Raw genomic sequence first — 16,647 nt, forward strand, 5'->3', positions numbered from 1 at the left:
GTCTTGCAGCCAGGGCGCTGCCGTGCGTGGCAGCGTTTGCAGGCGCGTGGCGCTTACTTCACGCCGTGCATCAGCTTCTGGATCAGTGGGGCAATCAGGAACAGCAGCACGCCGGCGCCAAGCAGCGCCCAGAAACCGAACGTGTAGCCGCTCAGCGCCGACCCGGTTGTCATACCGCCTTCTCCGCTGACGTGGCCGGCAAAGATGCCCGAGAGATTGTTGCCAATACCCGTGGACAGGAACCAGCCACCCATGCCGAAACCAACCAGGCGGAGGGGCGCCAGCTTGGTCACCATAGAGAGACCGATAGGCGACAGGCACAACTCGCCCACTGACTGGATCACGTAGACCATGAACAAGGTCCAGAACGGAATCAGGCCGGCGGCGGTGACCAATTTGGACAGTGCGAACATCAGCAACAGGAAGGCCATGCCATTGAAGATGAGGCCGAGGCCAAACTTACGTGGAATCGACGGATTGGCACGACCGAGCGCCACCCATAGCCAAGCCAACACAGGCGCCAGTGCAATGATCGCGATGGAGTTAACCGACTGGAACCAGGACACCGGGAACGAGCGCTCTCCGCTGAGCGCATAAACAATGTCTGACAGCGTGCCGGATGGGCCAAAGATGTCGCGGTCGACGATTTTTTCTGCCAGGAACGTGAAGCTGCTACCGGCCTGCTCGAAGAACATCCAGAACAGGATGTTGAACGTGAAGATGATCAACATCGCGATCACTTTGTCGCGGGCGATCGCACCATTGCGAAAGCCTTCGACCAACAGCAACCCGCACAGCCCGACGAACATGGCACTCAGCACCAGCTGCAGCGCCCCGGCACCCATCGCCAGCAGGAAATAAACCACCGGGATAGACGCCAGCACGCCAGCGAATACCAGCAGCACTTTGCCCTTGTGGCCCTCGCCTTCCGCCGGCCGGCCGATGCCCTGCAGCTGCTTGCGCCCGAACCAGAACCAAACCAGGCTGATCAGCATGCCAACGCCAGCAGCGATAAACACCACTTTGAAAGCCGGCATCGCTTCGGTGCCGAAGATCTTCTTCGCCAAATACTGTGTCAGCAATGGCGCCAGCATGGCGCCAAGGTTGATGCCCATGTAGAAAATGGTGAAGCCGCTGTCCCGTCGCCCGTCTTCGGTCGAATAGAGCTTGCCGACCATGGTCGAGATGTTGGGCTTGAACAGGCCGTTGCCGCAGATGATTGTCGCCAGACCGAACTTGAATACCTGTTCGCTAGGAAGTGAAATCATGAAGAGACCGGCAGCCATCACCGCTGCTCCGAGCAGGATCGACCGCTGATAACCGAGAACGCGATCCGCGACATAGCCACCGAAGATTGCCGCGGCATAGACCAGCGCCAAGTACGCGCCGTAGATGCGATTGGCGGGCGCTTCGCCCGTACCAGATCCATCGTGGAACTGCGCCACGATGTACAGCACCAGTGCCCAGCGAATGCCGTAGAACGCGAAGCGTTCCCAGAATTCGGTCATGAACAGCATCCACAACGGGGCCGGATGGCCCAGCACCTGCTTGAATTCCGGGATCTTCACCGGAGCTTGCGATTCGACGGCACCGCTCATGCGGTTTCCCCTTGTTTTTATTCAGGAATGACGGCCGTGCCTGGCGGCACGTGACGGGGGAGGATCACAGACCGGCGCCATTGACGTCAAACAAGGCTCGCCGATCAAGGACTTAGAGCGATTCAATAGCCCTGAACAGGCGATCCTGGCTTGCCGTCGATCAGCGTGCGCACTTCGAACAGCTCCGGGAAGAAGGTCAGCTCCAGCGCCTGGCGCAGGAAGCCGACGCCGCTGGAACCGCCGGTGCCGCGCTTGAAGCCGATGATGCGCATCACCGTGCGCATGTGGCGGAAGCGCCAGAGCTGGAACTGCGTTTCCAGGTCCACCAGGTCCTCGCACAGCGCGTACTCCTGCCAGTACGCGTCGGTGTCTTCGTAGATCTTCTCGAACACCGGCAACAGGCCCGGGTCGGAGCTGTGCGGCTTGCTCCAGTCGCGCTCGAGGTTGGCCTTGGGCACGGCGTGGCCCTTGCGGGCGAGGTAGCACAGGAACTCGTCGTACAGGCTGGGCGCTTCCAGCACCGCGCGCAGGCCTTCGGAGCCATCGGCGTCGTAGGCGAACACGCGCAGCATGTCGGCGTTCTTGTTGCCCAGCAGGAACTCCATGGTGCGGTACTGCAGCGACTGGAATCCGGACGACGGCCCCAGCACCGGCCGGAACTCCATGTATTCCGAAGGCGTCAGCGTTTCCAGCACCGACCACTGCTCGGTCAGCTGCCGCAGCACCTGCTTGCAGCGCGCGAAGATCTTCTGGCACGGATCGATCTCGTCGCGCTGCAGGCAGGCGGTGGCCGCGCGCAGCTCGTGGATCATCAGCTTCATCCACAGCTCGGAGACCTGGTGCTGGACGATGAACAGCATCTCGTCGTGATGCGGCGGATCGGACGCCAGGCGCTGGGCGCTGAGCAGCAGGTCCAGGCGCAGGTAGCCGCCGTAGGTCAGGCGCCCGGCCAGGTCGGTGTGGATGCCTGATTCCAGCGGTCGCTGGTTGTCCTGGATGCTCATGCGGAACCTGGGGAATGCGGGACCGGCATGGTAACGGCTGGCGCCGCGGGGGTGTCATGCGACGGTCGCGGGATTGCGGCACAATCGGGCGGCGCCGGCCGGGGAGCCGCGCCCACACCAAGGAGAGACACATGCGGAAGGGGTTCCTGCGCGATCTGGCGCTGGTGGCAATGGGGTTGGGCATGGCGGGGGCCGCGCATGCGCAGGTCGTCATAAGCCAGGTCTACGGCGGCGGCGGCAACACCGGTGCGCCACTGCGCAGCGACTACATCGAACTGCACAACAACTCCGCTTCCAGCGTGAGCCTGACCGGATGGTCGGTGCAGTACGCCTCCAGCACCGGCACCTCGTGGCAGGTCACGCCGCTGGCGGGAACCATCGCGGCAGGCGGGTATTACCTGGTCAAGCAGGCCGACGGCGCCAACACGTCCGCACCGGCCCTGCCCACCCCTGATGCCACCGGCACCATTGCCATGGCCGCAGGAGCGGGCAAGGTCGCGCTGTCCAACGGCGCCGCCGCCCTTTCCGGAGTCTGCCCCACCGGCAATATCGACTTCGTCGGTTTCGGCACCGCGGCCAATTGCTCGGAAGGCGCCGCGCCTACCGCGACGCTCACCGCGACCACCGCGGCGCTGCGCGCAGGCAACGGTTGCACCGACAGCAATAACAACGGCGCCGATTTCGCGGTCGGCGCGCCGGCCCCGCGCAACAGCGCGTCCGCCGCGCTGGTCTGCGGCGGCGGTGGCCTGCCCATCCTGTCGGTGTCCGACCTGAGCCAGGATGAAGCCAGCGGCAATTTCGCCTTCACCCTGACCCTGACCCAGGCCGCCGGCCCGGGCGGCGTCAGCGTGGACTACGCCACGGCCGACGGCACCGCACAGGCGGGCAGCGACTACACCGCCGCCAGCGGCACGGCGACCATCTCCGCAGGCGCGGTTTCCACCCAGGTCGTCATCGCAGTCAGCGACGACAACGTGCAGGAAGCCGACGAAACCTTCTTCCTGGGACTGGGCAACGTCAGCGGCGCGCTGCTGGGCGATGCCCAGGCACAAGCCACCATCGTCAACGACGATGTCACCCTGGTGCCCATCCACCAGATCCAGGGCAGCGGCGCCACCTCTCCGCTCGCCAACCAGCTGGTCAGCACCACCGGCATCGTCACCGGCCGCAAGAGCAACGGCTTCTTCCTGCAGACCCGTGATGTGGACGCGGACGCCGATCCGGCGAGTTCGCAGGGCGTCTACGTGTTCACCAGCGTCGCCCCGCCCGCGGCGGCGGCGGTCGGCAACGAGGTGCGGGTCAGCGGCACGGTCATCGAGTACGTGCCCACGGCCGATCCCAACCAGTTGCCGCTGACCGAGATCACCGGCAGCCCGACCGTGGCCCTGCTGTCCACCGGCAATCCCTTGCCCGCGCCAGTGCCACTGACGACCACGTTCCCGTCCCCGAATGGCGCCCTGGACCAGCTGGAGCGCCTGGAAGGCATGCGTGTCAGCGTGCCCAGCGCGACCGTGGTGGCGCCCACCCAGGGCAATACCAGCGAACCCAATGCCACCGGCAGCAGCAACGGCCTCCTCAATATCGTGGTCACCGGCGTGCCGCGGCCGTTCCGCGAACCCGGTATCCAGGCGCCCGATCCCGCACCGGCCGGCGGCAGCATCCCGCCGATCCCGCGCTGGGATTTCAATCCCGAACTGCTGACCCTGGACAGCGACTCGCTGGGTGGCCCCGGCTTCATCCTCGACCTGCCCGCAGGCGCGCTGATCGAAGGCCTGACCGGACCGCTGGACTACGGCTTCCGCCGCTACACCCTGCTGCGCGATCCGGGTGTACCCATCACCACCTCCGGCGGCGCCACGCCCACGGCCGCGCGTGCGGCCAGCGGTGACGAGTTCACCGTGGCCGCCTACAACCTGGAACGCTTCTTCGACACGGTCAACGACCCGGCCATCGGCGAACCCGTGCTGACCGCCACCGCCTTCAGCAACCGCCTGTCCAAGGCCTCGCTGGCGATCCGCAACTTCCTCAATACGCCCGACATCCTGGCCACGGTGGAAGTGGAAAACCAGAGCACGCTGCAGACCCTGGCCGACCGCGTCAACGCCGATGCGGTGGCCGCCGGCCAGGCCAATCCGCAGTACGCGGCCTACCTGCAGGAAGGCAACGACGTGGGCGGCATCGATGTCGGTTTCCTGGTCAAGGCCGGCGAAGTGGGCACCGGCATCGCGCGCGTGCAGGTCTTGGACGTCACCCAGTACGGCAAGGGCGCGACCTGGACCGAGCCCAGCGGCACGGCCAGCCTGCTCAACGACCGCCCGCCGCTGGCCTTGCGCGCGGTGGTCCATTACGCCGACGGCCGCAGCTTCCCGGTCACCGCAATTGCCGTGCACCAGCGCTCGCTCAACGACGTCGACAGCATCGAACCGTCCGGCCCGACCACGCTGGGTGACCGCGTGCGCCAGAAGCGCCAGCGCCAGGCCGAATACCTGGCCGGGGTGATCCAGCAGATGCAGGTCGACGAGCCTGCACGTCGCATCGTCACCCTCGGCGACTTCAATGCCTTCGCCTTCAACGACGGCCTGGCCGACACCATGAACGTGGTCACCGGCACGCCGACCCCGGACGACCAGACTGCAGTGCCGGGCGATGGCATCGACCTGGTCAATCCCGACCTGGTCAACCTGGGCGTGCTGGAACCGGCGGAGGAACGCTATTCCTTCGTGTTCGGCGGCAATGCGCAGACCCTGGACCATGTCCTGGCGAACGAGGAACTGATCCTGGCCAGCTCGGCGTTCGCCCTCGACCATGCGCGCATCAACGCCGACTTCCCGGAAATCGCGCGCAACGACGTCAACTCACCGTCGCGCCTGTCCGACCACGATCCGGTGGTGGCGTATTTCGAAGTGCGCCACCGCGCCGACCTGTCGGTCACGGTGGCCGCCAATGCCTCGCCGATCACCGCCGGCCAGGTGGCCAGCTACAGCGCGACGGTCAGCAACCTGGGTCCGGACACCGCGCAGGCCACCGGCGTGGGCTTCGCGCTTGATGCGGCACTGCCCGGCATGACCGTGACAGCGCCCGCAGGCTGGACCTGCGACGCTCCGCAGGTGGCCAGCGGGACCACGTCGATCGCCTGCTTCCACGGCGGGCTGGCCAATGGCGCCACGGCTGCCTTCACGATCAACGCAGCGAGCACCGCTGCCCAGGCAGGCACCACCCTGAAGCTTGCGGTGGCCGCCACCAGCCAGTCGCTGGATCCTGTGGCCGGCAACGACCAGGCCACTGCAAGTGTTGTCGTGAACGCCGCGCCGGCCGCCGACCTGGGCCTGCAGATCACCGGTCCGGCCACGGTGCCGGCCAGCACGTTCTCGCTCAGCTACACGGCAACCCTGCGCAACCTGGGCAACGCGATCGCGCTGCAGCCGGTGGTGGAGTTCAGCGGCAACACCATGGCCGCCACCAGCACCCTCACCGTGCCGGCGGGCTGGCAATGCACCAGGCTCGGCAGCAGCCGCGTGGCCATGTTCCGCTGCAGTGCCGCCAGCCTGGCAATCGGCGCCAGCGCGAGCTTCGTCATCAAGGTCAATGCCAAGCCGACGCCTGGCAACGGCATGATTGAAGTCGAAGGCGCGGCGACCACGCCCAGCCCTGAGACCACTACGGTCAACAACAGCGCAATCGCGACTACCCGCGTGCTGTAACGCGCACCTGTACAGGCGTGACCCGGGACGCGGCTTCGGCCGCGTCTTTTTTTTTGCACCATTGCCCTGCGTATTGCTGCAATGCAGGAAGGCCGCGCGGCTCCGCTTCCTTAACATGGCGCCACCTATCATTGGTTTCATATGAAACGGGAAGCCGACAAGCGATGACCCTCGCCGCGAAATTCGAGATCGAATACCTGCAATACCTGGGCCCGGACGGCACCCTGGTCCGCGACGAGCTGCCCGAGGCGGCGCGCGACACCGCGCGGCTGAAGGAGCTGTTCAAGCAGATGCTGTACGTGCGCACCTTCGACACCAAGGCCGTCGCCCTGCAGCGCACCGGCAAGCTCGGCACCTATGCCTCGTGCCTGGGTCACGAGGCCACCCACATCGGCATCGGCGCCTCCATGCGGCCCGAAGACACCTTCGCCCCCAGCTACCGCGAGTACGGCGCGCAGTTCATGCGCGGCGTGCGTCCGCGCGAAGTGCTGCTGTACTGGGGTGGCGACGAGCGCGGCAACGATTTCGCGGTGCCGCGCCATGACTTCGCCTGGTGCGTGCCCATCTCCACCCAGTGCCTGCATGCCGCGGGCGCCGCGCTGGCCTTCAAGCTGCGCGGCGAGAAGCGCATCGGGGTCAGCACCTGTGGCGATGGCGGCTCGTCCAAGACCGATTTCTATGCCGCGCTCAATTCCGGCGGCGCCTATGCGCTGCCGCTGGTGCTGTGCGTGATCAACAACGGCTGGGCGATCTCGGTGCCGCGTTCGGCCCAGACCGGCGCGCAGACCCTGGCGCAGAAGGGCCTGGCCGGCGGCGCGTTCTGCCTGCAGGTCGATGGCAACGACCTTATCGCCGTGCTGGAGGCCATGCGCATCGCCAGCGAACGCGCGCGCAGCGGCCAGGGCACCAGCGTGATCGAATTCGTCACCTATCGCCTGGGCGACCACACCACCGCCGATGATGCACGCCGCTATCGCGACGATGCGGAAGTGAAATCGGCCTGGGAGCGCGATCCGATGACCCGGCTGCGCACCTGGCTGACCGCGCAGGGCCTGTGGAATGAAGCCGAGGAAGCCGCCTGGAAAGAGGAGTGCGGACGCCTGGTCGACATCGAGGTCGACGCCTACCTTGGAACCCCGGTGCAGCCGGTGGAGGCGATGTTCGATTTCCTCTATGCCGATCCGCCGCCGGAACTGCTGGCCCAGCGCGCTGCGGCTATCGCCGCCGAGCATGCCGCACGGGAGCCACACGCATGAACGTGGAAATAGCCAAGGTGGTCGGAGGCGCTTCAGCCCCGACCGTTTCCGCCGGCGTCGGCACTGAAGCCCCTTCCACGAAGGTGACGCTGCCCATCACCCTGATCGAAGCCATCACCCAGGCCCTGGCGTGGGAAATCGCGCACGATCCTTCGGTGGTGGTGCTGGGCGAAGACGTGGGCGTCAACGGCGGCGTGTTCCGTGCCACCGCCGGCCTGCAGCAGCGCTTCGGTTCCGAACGCATCCTCGATACGCCACTGGACGAAACCACCATCGCCGGCCTCAGCGTCGGCATGGCCGCGATGGGCATGAAGCCGGTGGCCGAGGCGCAGTTCGACGGCTTCGTCTACCCGATGGTCGATCACCTGATCTGCCACGCCGCGCGCATGCGCAACCGCACCCGCGGCCGCCTGCATTGCCCGATGGTGCTGCGCGTGCCCTGGGGCGGCGGCATTCGCGCGCCCGAGCATCATTCAGAAGCCAACGAATCCATCTTCACCAACGTGCCCGGCCTGCGCGTGGTCATGCCGTCCTCGCCGCAGCGCGCCTACGGCCTGCTGCTGGCGGCGATCCGCGACCCCGATCCGGTGATCTACATGGAGCCCAAGCGCATCTACCGCCAGTACAAGGAGCTGGTGATCGACGACGGCGAAGCGCTGCCGCTGGACGTGTGCTTCGTGCTGCGCGATGGCAGCGACGTCACCCTGGTCACCTGGGGGGCGCAAGTGAAGGAAACCCTGGAAGCGGCCGAGGCGCTGGAGGCCGAAGGCATCAGTGCCGAAGTGATCGACGTGGCCACGCTGAAGCCGCTGGATTTCGACACCATCGCCGAGTCGGTATGCAAGACCGGTCGCTGCGTGATCGTGCACGAGGCGCCGCGCACGGCGGGCTTCGGCGCCGAGATCGCCGCGCGCCTGGCCGAACAGTCCATGTACGACCTGGTCGCGCCGGTGGAACGGGTCACCGGCCCGGACACGCACATCCCGCTGTTCCGGCTGGAAATGAAATATCTGCCCAGCGTCGAGAAGATCGTCGCCGCGGCCAGGCGCGTGATGGCGGCCGGCTGATGCGCCAGGCCCGGGTCATCTCCGCGCATCGCGCACCGGATCGTCCATCGATCCAGGTCGCGGCCGGTGACCCGGTCACCCTGGGCGAACGCGACAGCGACTGGCCGCAGTTCGTGTGGACCACGCTGGCGCAGGGACTGGGCGGCTGGATCCCGGCAGTGTTGTTCGATCGCGAAATCGGCGAAGCCACCGCACTGGGCGATTACGACACCCGCGAACTGCACACCGAGATAGGCGAGCTGGTCACCCTGCACCACGAGCAGGAAGGCTGGTGGTGGGCCGAGAACGCCCGCGGCGAAAGCGGCTGGATTCCCGCCCGCGCCATCGAATTGATAGAAGACAAGCCTGATTCCATGTAGGGCCGGGCTGGCCCGGCTGGCTTGGCATTGATCCAAAGGCTGCCGAGCAAGTCCGACTCAATGCCCCGAGGGAAGTCGCCTTGGGGGACAACCAATAATTCCACCTGGATCTGCCATGACCGACAGCAAGACCTTCCATCTTCCCGACCTTGGCGAAGGCCTGCCCGACGCGACCATCGTCGAGTGGTTCGTAAAGGAAGGTGACGTGATCCGCCTGGACGAGCCGCTGGTGTCGATGGAAACGGCCAAGGCCGTGGTCGAGGTGCCGTCGCCGGTATCGGGCAAGGTGCTGAAGCTGGCGGGCAACGCGGGCGACATCGTCGTCACCGGCGCGATGCTGGCCGAGTTCCAGCCCGACCCCAACCTGCCGCAGCGTGCCGACAGCCAGGACACCGGCCATGCGCATGCGCCACCCAGGCAGCAGCCTGCCGTTGCAGGAGGGGCTTCAGTCCCGATGCCTTCCGCAGCAGTACCGGTCGCAACCGAAGCCGCTCCCGCCAGCGCCGAACGCGATGACGCCGGCACCGTGGTCGGCGCCATGCAGAGTTCCAATACCGTGCACCAGGAGCAGGCCTTCGCGGTCGGCGGCGTCAAGGCGATGCCCGCGGTGCGCGCCACCGCCAAAAAACTCGGCGTGGACCTGTCGCGCGTGCGTGCGACCGGCGCCGACGGCGCGGTGACCATGGCCGACGTGAAGCAGGCGGCTGCCAACGGCACGGCCGCCCTGCTCCCCTCTCCCGACGGGAGAGGGGTCGGGGGTGAGGGTACGGCGCAGGCGCGGACTCATTCGTCCGGGCCCGTACCCTCATCCGCCCTTCGGGCACCCCCGCCCAAAAGCGCTGCGGGGGCAGCCTCTTCTCCCGACGGGAGAAGGGAAGATCAGCGCACCGCGCTTTCCGCCACCGGCAAGCCCATGCGCACGCAACCACCCGGTGTCACGGTCAGCGGCCAACCCGAACCGCTCAAGGGCGTGCGTCGCAACATGGCGCGGGTCATGGCCGATGCGCATGCCAAGGTCGTGCCGACCACCCTCAATGACGATGCCGACATCCATGCCTGGGTGCCGGGCAACGACGTCACCGTGCGTCTGATCCGCGCCATCGTGCGTGCCTGCAAGGCGGTGCCGGCCCTGAACGCATGGTTCGACGGTGACAAGCTCAACCGCACGCTGCATCCGCACGTCGATATCGGCATCGCGGTGGATACCGACGACGGCCTGTTCGTGCCGGCGTTGCGCAATGCCGACATCCTGGATGCGCAGGGCGTGCGCGAAGGCGTCAACCGCCTGCGCGTGCAGGTGGAAGACCGCAGCATCGCCGCCTCCGAACTCAGCGGGTACACCATCTCGCTGTCCAACTTCGGCATGTTCGCCGGTCGCTATGCCACGCCGGTGGTGGTGCCGCCCTGCGTGGCGATCGTGGCCGCCGGGCGCGCGCGCCACCAGGTCATGCCGGTCATGGGCGGCTTCGAATCGCACAAGCTCATTCCCCTGTCGGTGACCTTCGACCACCGCGCCGCCACCGGCGGCGAGGCGGCGCGCTTCCTGAAGGCGATGATCGACGACCTGGCCCTGTCTTCGTAGAAGCGGGCCGGCATTCCGGAACAGCAGCGCGGGCCAGGCCTCTCCTACAATCAGGATTCCCGCCATTCTGGAGAACGTGATGGCCCACCGCAGCCGGCTCGCTGGTTTCATCATCGATTGCAAGCGCGGCTCGCTTGCCTCGTCCGCCGATTTCTGGAGCCAGGCTCTGGGCCTGGAAGTGCAGGACTACGACGAGGGCGGCGAAGGCCGTTACGCGCCCCTTGCCGATGGCCCCGGTGGCCTGCACATCGAGGTACAGAAGGTCGCGCATCCCTCGCGCGTGCACCTGGATATCGAGACCGACGACATCGAGGCCGAGGTCACCCGGCTTGAAAAACTCGGCGCCAAACGCATCGAGTTCGTGCGCGAGCGCTGGTGGGTGATGGAAGCCCCCAGCGGCCATCGGTTCTGCGTGGTGCCGATGCCGAAGCAGTCCGCGCGCGCCAGACCCAACGTCTGGAAGTAGGCCCGGGCCTCTACGGTTTGCTGGCTACCCTTGATTTATCACTTTCGGCGCGGATCGCCTTGAACTCCGATCCTTCCTGCCACTGCGGCCATTGACCACTGTTGGCCAGGCCCGCACCCAGGTCGTAAAGCAGTGTCACGTCCGCGACCTGGCCACGCAGGTCCCATTGCGCCGTCCAGGCATCGCAGGGCTGGTGGTAGCACCTGGCGAAATACGCCTCGCGCAGCTTGCGCCCCGCTGCCACGCCGCCTTCCACCCGATCCAGTCCCGCCCCCACGGTGATCGCCGGCACACCGGCGCGTGCGAAGGCGAAATGATCGGCGCGATAGAAGAAGCCCGCTTCCAGGTTGGGATCGGGCGAATAGCGGCGACCGCGCGCCTGGGCGACGCGTTGCAGTTCGGTTTCCAGCGACACTTTCCCCTTGCCCCAGGAAGCGATGTCGTGGGTGAGTCCGTCCGGGCTCAACATTTCGATGTTCAACACCGCCACCGTGGTGTCGAGCGGCACCAGCGGATGGGCGGCGAAATAATTCGCGCCCAGCAGGCCTTTCTCCTCCGCGGTCAGGGCCAGGAACAGCAGCGTGCGCGCGGGACGCGGGCCGGCGGCAAACACCCGCGCCAGCTCCAGCACCGTGGCCACGCCAGTGGCGTTGTCGATCGCGCCATGGCGGATGCGGTCTCCGCCAGCATCCGGCTCGCCGATGCCGAAGGCGTCCCAGTGCGCCGAATAGATCACGGTCTCTCCAGGTTTCAAGGCGCCGGTCAGCCTGCCCACCACGTTGCGCGTGACCACGCGGTCGCGCTTGACCTTGAAGTCCACCGACAGGCGCGCGTCGCCCAATGGCACCGGTTTGAAATCGGCAGCCTGCGCCTGGCGCTTGGCGGTTTCGAAATCCAGGCCGGCGCGCTTGAACAACGACACCGCCAGGTCGCGCTGCATCCAGCCGCGCAGCAGGGTGTGGTAGGTCGCGGCGTCGGCACGCTCGATATCGAACACCGGCGACAGGCCTGAGCTCTTCACCGTGGCCCAGCCATAGGCTGCCGGCGCGGTCTCGTGCACGATCAGCACGCCCAGCGCGCCCTGGCGCGCGGCTTCCTCGTATTTGTAGGTCCAGCGCCCGTAATAGGTCACTGCGCGACCGTCGAAACTGCCGGGCTGCGCGGTTTCGAAATCCGGATCATTGACCAGCACCACGGCGATCCTGCCCTTCAGGTCGACCTGCTTGAAGTCGTCCCAGCCGCGCTCCGGCGCATCGATGCCATAGCCGACGAACACCAGCGGCGCCTGCTCGATCTCCACCTGCGAAACCGGCTGCAGGGTCTGCAGCACGAGGTCGGTGCCGTTCACCAGAACCTGGTGTTGGCCCGCGATGTCCAGCGCCGCGTTCACCGGCCCATCCATCTGCGCGCGCAGCAACGGCACGGCCTGCGTCCAGCCGCCGTTGTCGCCCGCCGGCTCCAGCCCGGAGGCGGCGAATTGTTGCTGCAGGTAGGCGATGGTCCGGTCTTCGCCTGGCGTTGCCGGTGCGCGCCCCTCGAATGCATCCGAGGCCAGGGTGCTGACGTGCCGCGACAGGTTGGCGGCGCTGATGCCGCCGCCGGGCACGGCCTGCGCCGCATGTGCGCTGGCAGAGAACTGGATGGCGACGGCAAGCAGCAGGGCAGGCTTCAAGGCAACGCTCCAGATGATCGGCACGTCCAGTCTACGGGACGGGATTTCCTGCCGAACTCCGATCCCGGCTCAGCGCTTGTCGCGGTCCAGCCACGAGGCCAGGCCCTGCGCGTTGAGTTCGATGTCCATCGCCAGCACCTTCTCCACCCCCGCATCATCCAGCGGACATCCATGGGCCTGCGCGCGCTCCAGGTACAACGCGCGCAGCGCGGCCGCCAGGCAGCGGTGGCGGTCCGCGCGCTCGTCGCAATTGCGCCCGATCGCCACCATGGCATCGATCTGCTCGTGCAGATCGCGGGCCAGCCGCTGCAGGTCGCCAACGCGTCCGTAGTGGGTCAGGTACATCGATTCGGGCTGCCAGGACATCAGCCGGGAAATGGAATGCTTCAACGCCTCGGGCTCGAACTGGACGGGTGAGGAAGTGGGAATCACGAACGGTCCCTTCGCGCCATCCAGTTCGCGATAGGACAGGCCGAAGGTGTCGCCGGTGAACCAGCTGCGGCTGCGCGCATCCCACACGCAATAGTGATGGCGTGCATGGCCCGGCGTGTCGAGGCACAGGAGTTCGCGGCCATTGAAGTCCACGGTGTGTCCGTCCTCGGCGATGACCACGCGATCCTCGGCAACCGCCAGGATCTCGCCGTAGCTGCGCATCATCTCTTCCGCTCCATAGACGGCAGTCGCGCCAGCAATGAGCTTGGAGGGATCGATCATGTGGCGCGCACCGCGCGGATGCACGACCAGGCGCGCATTCGGCAACCGCGCCATCAGCGCACCCGCGCCGCCGGCGTGGTCCAGGTGCACGTGGGTGACCAGCAGCCAGTCCACGTCCGCGGGCCGCAGGCCCTGCGCTTTGAGTACGGCCAGCAGGTTGGGAACGGAATGGTTGGTGCCGCAATCGATGAAAGCGCCGCGGCCCTTCTCCACCATCAGGTACGCCGCGTCGAAATGATCGCGCTGGAAAGCGGTGTCGATGGTGTGGATGCCGAACTGGTTCATCGGGAGCATGCGCGCCTGCTGCGGAACATCGATAGTAGGGAATGGACGGGCAACCTGCGATGCCGCTTTGGTCTCAGCCCGCAGGAGCCGGCCGGCGTGACAGCAGCCAGCTGCGCAGCACCATGGCGATGAACATCGCCATCAGGAAGGCGCCATAGGCGACCAGCGTGGCCAGTACCTGCTTCCAGATGGCGCCGGTGCCGATGTCGGCCAGGCCCAGCGCGTATCCCCACCGCATGCCGGCAATGCTGAGTGCAAAGGCCAGCAGCAAGGCAATCACATCGAAGCGCTTGCGCGCCGCCGTGCGCGGTTCGCGCCGGAACAGCCAGAACAGCGCGCCCAGCAGCAGGAACCACGGCAGGAACAGCACCACCGCAAGGAACGGCATCAGCCTTCGGCCTGGCGCAGGTGGCCCAGCGCGACCAGCACCTTCTCCACTGGCACCAGTACGTTGATCGCCGGCGTTTCCAGGGCATTGGCGCTTTCGGCCAGTTTCAACACCCCGATCAGCTGGCCCGCTTCCTTGGGCGAATCGAAGCCCGCACTTTGCAGCAACAACTCGCCCTCGCCGTCCAGGAGCTTGAAGTAGAAGCGCTTGTCGGTGTCTCGGTATTGCTTGAAGGAAGGCAGCGTGACCTTGTCCACGGCCTCGCCCCCCGCCGCGGCCTGGAACGACAGGTCACGCAAACCGACCGCCTGGCGCAGCTCGGCCAGGAACGGCGTGGCGTACTTCGCCCGCAGGCGCCTGGCGCCGTCACGCAGCATCGCCTCGACCTCTGCCGGCCGCGCCATCAGCGACTCGTAGCGCTCGCGCATCGGTGCGACCTCGGCATCGATGCGTTCGAACAGCTGCTGTTTCGCATCGCCCCAGCCAATGCCGTCGGCGAAGGCCTGGCGCATCCCGGCCGTTTCCTCGCTGCTGGCGAAAGCCTGGTACAGCTGGAACACATGCGAGCCTTCGGCCTCCTTGGCTTCGCCCGGCGCACGCGAATCGGTGACGATGGAGGCGATCAGCTTGCGCATCTCCTGGCGCGGCGCGAACAGCGGAATGGTGTTGTCGTAGCTCTTGCTCATCTTGCGGCCATCCAGGCCGGGCAGTGTCGCCACGTTTTCCTCGATCACCGCCTCGGGCAGGGTGAAGTAGTCCCTGCCGAAAAGATGGTTGAAGCGCTGGCCGAAATCGCGCGCCATCTCGATGTGCTGGACCTGGTCGCGGCCCACCGGCACCTTGTGCGCGTTGAACAGAAGGATGTCGGCGGACATCAGCACCGGATACATGAAGAGGCCGGCGGTGATGCCGGAATCATCGTCCTCGCCCTCGGCGCGGTTGCGGTCCACCGACGCCTTGTAGGCATGCGCACGATTCAGCGCACCCTTGCCGGCCACGCAGGTCAGGAACCAGTTGAGCTCGCTGATTTCGGGAATGTCGGACTGGCGGTAGAACCAGACCTTGTCCGGATCCAGGCCGGCGGCCAGCCAGGTCGCCGCGATTTCCAGGGTCGAGCGCTGCACCCGGGCGGCGTCCTGCACCTTGACCAGGCTGTGCAGGTCGGCCAGGAAATAGAAACTTTCCGCATCGGGGGCGCGGCTCGCCGCAATGGCCGGGCGTACCGCGCCGACGTAATTGCCGAGGTGCGGGGTGCCGGAAGTGGTGATGCCGGTAAGGACGCGGGTCATTCGTGGGGGTACCTGGCCTGAACGACCCCAAGTTTAACCGGTGGCATCGCCAACCCCGATCCGGGGGGCGGCGCGTTCGACGCCAGGTCCCCACCGGAGAAGCGCCATGTTCCAGAAGATCGTGCTGATAGCAATGACCCTGCTGATGACCGCAGCCTGCTCGCCCGTCGCTGCCAGGGCGCTCGTCGACGTGTCGGTGGTCGATCGCGACACCGGCGAATGGCTGCGCGAATACCCGCATGGCGGCGACGTCTGGGTAGCCGGCACCCCCGGCAACCGCTATGGCGTACGCCTGACCAACACCACCGGCGAGCGGGTGCTGGTGGTCCTGTCAGTGGATGGCGTCAATGCCGTCACCGGGCAGACGGCCAGTCCGTCGCAGGCCGGTTACGTGCTCGAGCCCTGGGAAAGCGCCGAGATCGCAGGCTGGCGCAAGTCGCTGGATGACATCGCCCAATTCGTGTTCACCGACCTGGGCGACAGCTATGCGGCCCGCACCGGCCGCCCGCGCGATGTCGGCGTGATCGGCGTGGCCGTGTTCCAGGAGTCTCGTCCCCGCTATTACCCGGCACCGTCACTGTCGCGCGGCGGGGATTACGAGCGCGTTGAAGCCAGGGCCCCTGGCGCGCCCGCGGCGTCGGCCAACGGCATGGCCGCGGAGCGACAGTCGGCTGAAGCTTCCAGCGCGGCCGATGCCGTCAGCGGCGCGCGGCAAAGCCTGGGTACCGGCCATGGGCAGCGGGAATGGGCGCCAGTCGGCCAGACCAGTTTCGTCCGCGCCACGCGCAGCCCCGTCCAGGTCAGCGAACTGCGCTACGACGAACCGCGCCGGCTGATGGCCATCGGCGCGATGCCGCAGCACTACCCCGCCCCGTACCGGGATCGCGGTGAAGACCGTCCACGGTCTTTCCCGAATGGGTTCGTGGCGGACCCATACCGCTAGCACATCCCGCCAGCCACTGCGCCGCCCACAAAAAAGGGCCGGATAGACCGGCCCTTTTCACGCATTGACTGCGCTGACTGCTGGATCCGGAGATCTCAGATCAGCACTTGGCGTCCTTGCAGTCTTCAGCCTTGTCTTCGACCTTCTCGCCGACCTTCTGCACATCCTTGCCTGCACCAGCCATGGTGTTGCACGCGGTCAGCGTGCCCATCGAGAACATAGCCACTACCATCAATGCCAATAAACGCTTCATGTGATTCCTCCTGGGTGTATGGGGTCGCGCCGGCTTTCCGCCTTGAGTCGGTAAACCTTGGGACACAAAC

General features: G+C 66.6%; 14 protein-coding genes. 7 read left to right on the plus strand and 7 right to left on the minus strand.

Annotation, left to right across the window (positions count from 1 at the left end):
* Positions 1 to 53: 53 nt before the first annotated feature.
* Both DT603_RS06005 and DT603_RS06010 read right to left on the minus strand, forming a co-directional pair.
* Positions 54 to 1,598 carry a peptide MFS transporter gene (locus DT603_RS06005; protein WP_162348957.1) on the minus strand — a complete coding sequence of 515 codons (1,545 nt, stop codon included), beginning with the start codon at positions 1,596 to 1,598 and terminating at the stop codon, positions 54 to 56.
* Between the two features lie 122 nt (positions 1,599 to 1,720).
* Positions 1,721 to 2,602 (minus strand): tryptophan 2,3-dioxygenase, encoded by an 882-nt coding sequence (locus tag DT603_RS06010; protein ID WP_162348958.1) that lies wholly within the window; start codon positions 2,600 to 2,602, stop codon positions 1,721 to 1,723.
* 131 nt (positions 2,603 to 2,733) lie between these two features.
* Here DT603_RS06010 and DT603_RS06015 point away from each other — a divergent pair, with 131 nt between their 5' ends.
* From DT603_RS06015 to DT603_RS06040, 6 genes are all read left to right on the plus strand, one after another.
* Entirely contained in the window at positions 2,734 to 6,303 is a 3,570-nt protein-coding gene (locus tag DT603_RS06015) for a Calx-beta domain-containing protein (RefSeq protein WP_162348959.1), read from the plus strand.
* A 164-nt stretch (positions 6,304 to 6,467) separates the two neighbouring features.
* Positions 6,468 to 7,559 (plus strand): pyruvate dehydrogenase (acetyl-transferring) E1 component subunit alpha, encoded by a 1,092-nt coding sequence (gene pdhA, locus DT603_RS06020; protein WP_162348960.1) that lies wholly within the window; start codon positions 6,468 to 6,470, stop codon positions 7,557 to 7,559.
* Between the two features lie 83 nt (positions 7,560 to 7,642).
* Positions 7,643 to 8,626: a transketolase C-terminal domain-containing protein gene (locus DT603_RS06025; RefSeq protein ID WP_162349122.1), complete on the plus strand. Its 984-nt coding sequence runs from the start codon at positions 7,643 to 7,645 to the stop codon at positions 8,624 to 8,626.
* Positions 8,626 to 8,985 carry an SH3 domain-containing protein gene (locus tag DT603_RS06030; protein ID WP_162348961.1) on the plus strand — a complete coding sequence of 120 codons (360 nt, stop codon included), beginning with the start codon at positions 8,626 to 8,628 and terminating at the stop codon, positions 8,983 to 8,985. The genes DT603_RS06025 and DT603_RS06030 overlap by 1 nt, the downstream gene beginning before the upstream one ends.
* A gap of 115 nt (positions 8,986 to 9,100) precedes the next feature.
* Positions 9,101 to 10,567 (plus strand): dihydrolipoamide acetyltransferase family protein, encoded by a 1,467-nt coding sequence (locus DT603_RS06035; RefSeq protein WP_162348962.1) that lies wholly within the window; start codon positions 9,101 to 9,103, stop codon positions 10,565 to 10,567.
* Between the two features lie 79 nt (positions 10,568 to 10,646).
* A complete protein-coding gene (locus tag DT603_RS06040; RefSeq protein ID WP_162348963.1) occupies positions 10,647 to 11,033 on the plus strand; it encodes a VOC family protein in 387 nt (128 codons plus the stop codon).
* A 10-nt stretch (positions 11,034 to 11,043) separates the two neighbouring features.
* On the opposite strand, the gene DT603_RS06045 is transcribed toward DT603_RS06040, so the two are convergent.
* The 4 genes from DT603_RS06045 to DT603_RS06060 form a co-directional block, all read right to left on the minus strand.
* Complete coding sequence (locus DT603_RS06045) at positions 11,044 to 12,705, minus strand: M28 family metallopeptidase (protein ID WP_246191608.1); 1,662 nt, start codon at positions 12,703 to 12,705, stop codon at positions 11,044 to 11,046.
* A 69-nt stretch (positions 12,706 to 12,774) separates the two neighbouring features.
* Complete coding sequence (locus tag DT603_RS06050; protein WP_162348964.1) at positions 12,775 to 13,704, minus strand: MBL fold metallo-hydrolase; 930 nt, start codon at positions 13,702 to 13,704, stop codon at positions 12,775 to 12,777.
* A gap of 73 nt (positions 13,705 to 13,777) precedes the next feature.
* On the minus strand, positions 13,778 to 14,092 hold the full coding sequence (locus tag DT603_RS06055; RefSeq protein WP_162348965.1) for a hypothetical protein: 315 nt from the start codon (positions 14,090 to 14,092) through the stop codon (positions 13,778 to 13,780).
* Positions 14,092 to 15,381, minus strand: a complete 1,290-nt coding sequence (locus DT603_RS06060) for a tryptophan--tRNA ligase (RefSeq protein ID WP_162348966.1) — start codon at positions 15,379 to 15,381, stop codon at positions 14,092 to 14,094. The genes DT603_RS06055 and DT603_RS06060 overlap by 1 nt, the downstream gene beginning before the upstream one ends.
* A gap of 106 nt (positions 15,382 to 15,487) precedes the next feature.
* Between DT603_RS06060 and DT603_RS06065 the strand changes: the two genes are divergently transcribed.
* Entirely contained in the window at positions 15,488 to 16,324 is an 837-nt protein-coding gene (locus DT603_RS06065) for a hypothetical protein (protein WP_162348967.1), read from the plus strand.
* A 100-nt stretch (positions 16,325 to 16,424) separates the two neighbouring features.
* Here the strand turns inward: DT603_RS06065 and DT603_RS06070 are convergent, their stop codons facing one another.
* Positions 16,425 to 16,577: an entericidin A/B family lipoprotein gene (locus tag DT603_RS06070; RefSeq protein WP_162348968.1), complete on the minus strand. Its 153-nt coding sequence runs from the start codon at positions 16,575 to 16,577 to the stop codon at positions 16,425 to 16,427.
* Positions 16,578 to 16,647 lie beyond the last annotated feature (70 nt).

Origin of the sequence: Pseudoxanthomonas gei, from assembly GCF_010119615.1 — a bacterium.
Taxonomy (GTDB): Bacteria; Pseudomonadota; Gammaproteobacteria; order Xanthomonadales; family Xanthomonadaceae; genus Pseudoxanthomonas_A; species Pseudoxanthomonas_A gei.

Excerpts from the sequence above, each read along its gene's own strand:
- DT603_RS06060 (WP_162348966.1), bottom strand. The coding sequence starts at position 15,381 with ATGACCCGCGTCCTTACCGGCATCACCACTTCCGGCACCCCGCACCTC.
- DT603_RS06065 (WP_162348967.1), top strand. The coding sequence starts at position 15,488 with ATGTTCCAGAAGATCGTGCTGATAGCAATGACCCTGCTGATGACCGCA.
- pdhA (WP_162348960.1), top strand. The coding sequence starts at position 6,468 with ATGACCCTCGCCGCGAAATTCGAGATCGAATACCTGCAATACCTGGGC.
- DT603_RS06035 (WP_162348962.1), top strand. The coding sequence starts at position 9,101 with ATGACCGACAGCAAGACCTTCCATCTTCCCGACCTTGGCGAAGGCCTG.
- DT603_RS06070 (WP_162348968.1), bottom strand. The coding sequence starts at position 16,577 with ATGAAGCGTTTATTGGCATTGATGGTAGTGGCTATGTTCTCGATGGGC.
- DT603_RS06005 (WP_162348957.1), bottom strand. The coding sequence starts at position 1,598 with ATGAGCGGTGCCGTCGAATCGCAAGCTCCGGTGAAGATCCCGGAATTC.
- DT603_RS06055 (WP_162348965.1), bottom strand. The coding sequence starts at position 14,092 with ATGCCGTTCCTTGCGGTGGTGCTGTTCCTGCCGTGGTTCCTGCTGCTG.
- DT603_RS06040 (WP_162348963.1), top strand. The coding sequence starts at position 10,647 with ATGGCCCACCGCAGCCGGCTCGCTGGTTTCATCATCGATTGCAAGCGC.
- DT603_RS06010 (WP_162348958.1), bottom strand. The coding sequence starts at position 2,602 with ATGAGCATCCAGGACAACCAGCGACCGCTGGAATCAGGCATCCACACC.
- DT603_RS06030 (WP_162348961.1), top strand. The coding sequence starts at position 8,626 with ATGCGCCAGGCCCGGGTCATCTCCGCGCATCGCGCACCGGATCGTCCA.
- DT603_RS06015 (WP_162348959.1), top strand. The coding sequence starts at position 2,734 with ATGCGGAAGGGGTTCCTGCGCGATCTGGCGCTGGTGGCAATGGGGTTG.
- DT603_RS06050 (WP_162348964.1), bottom strand. The coding sequence starts at position 13,704 with ATGAACCAGTTCGGCATCCACACCATCGACACCGCTTTCCAGCGCGAT.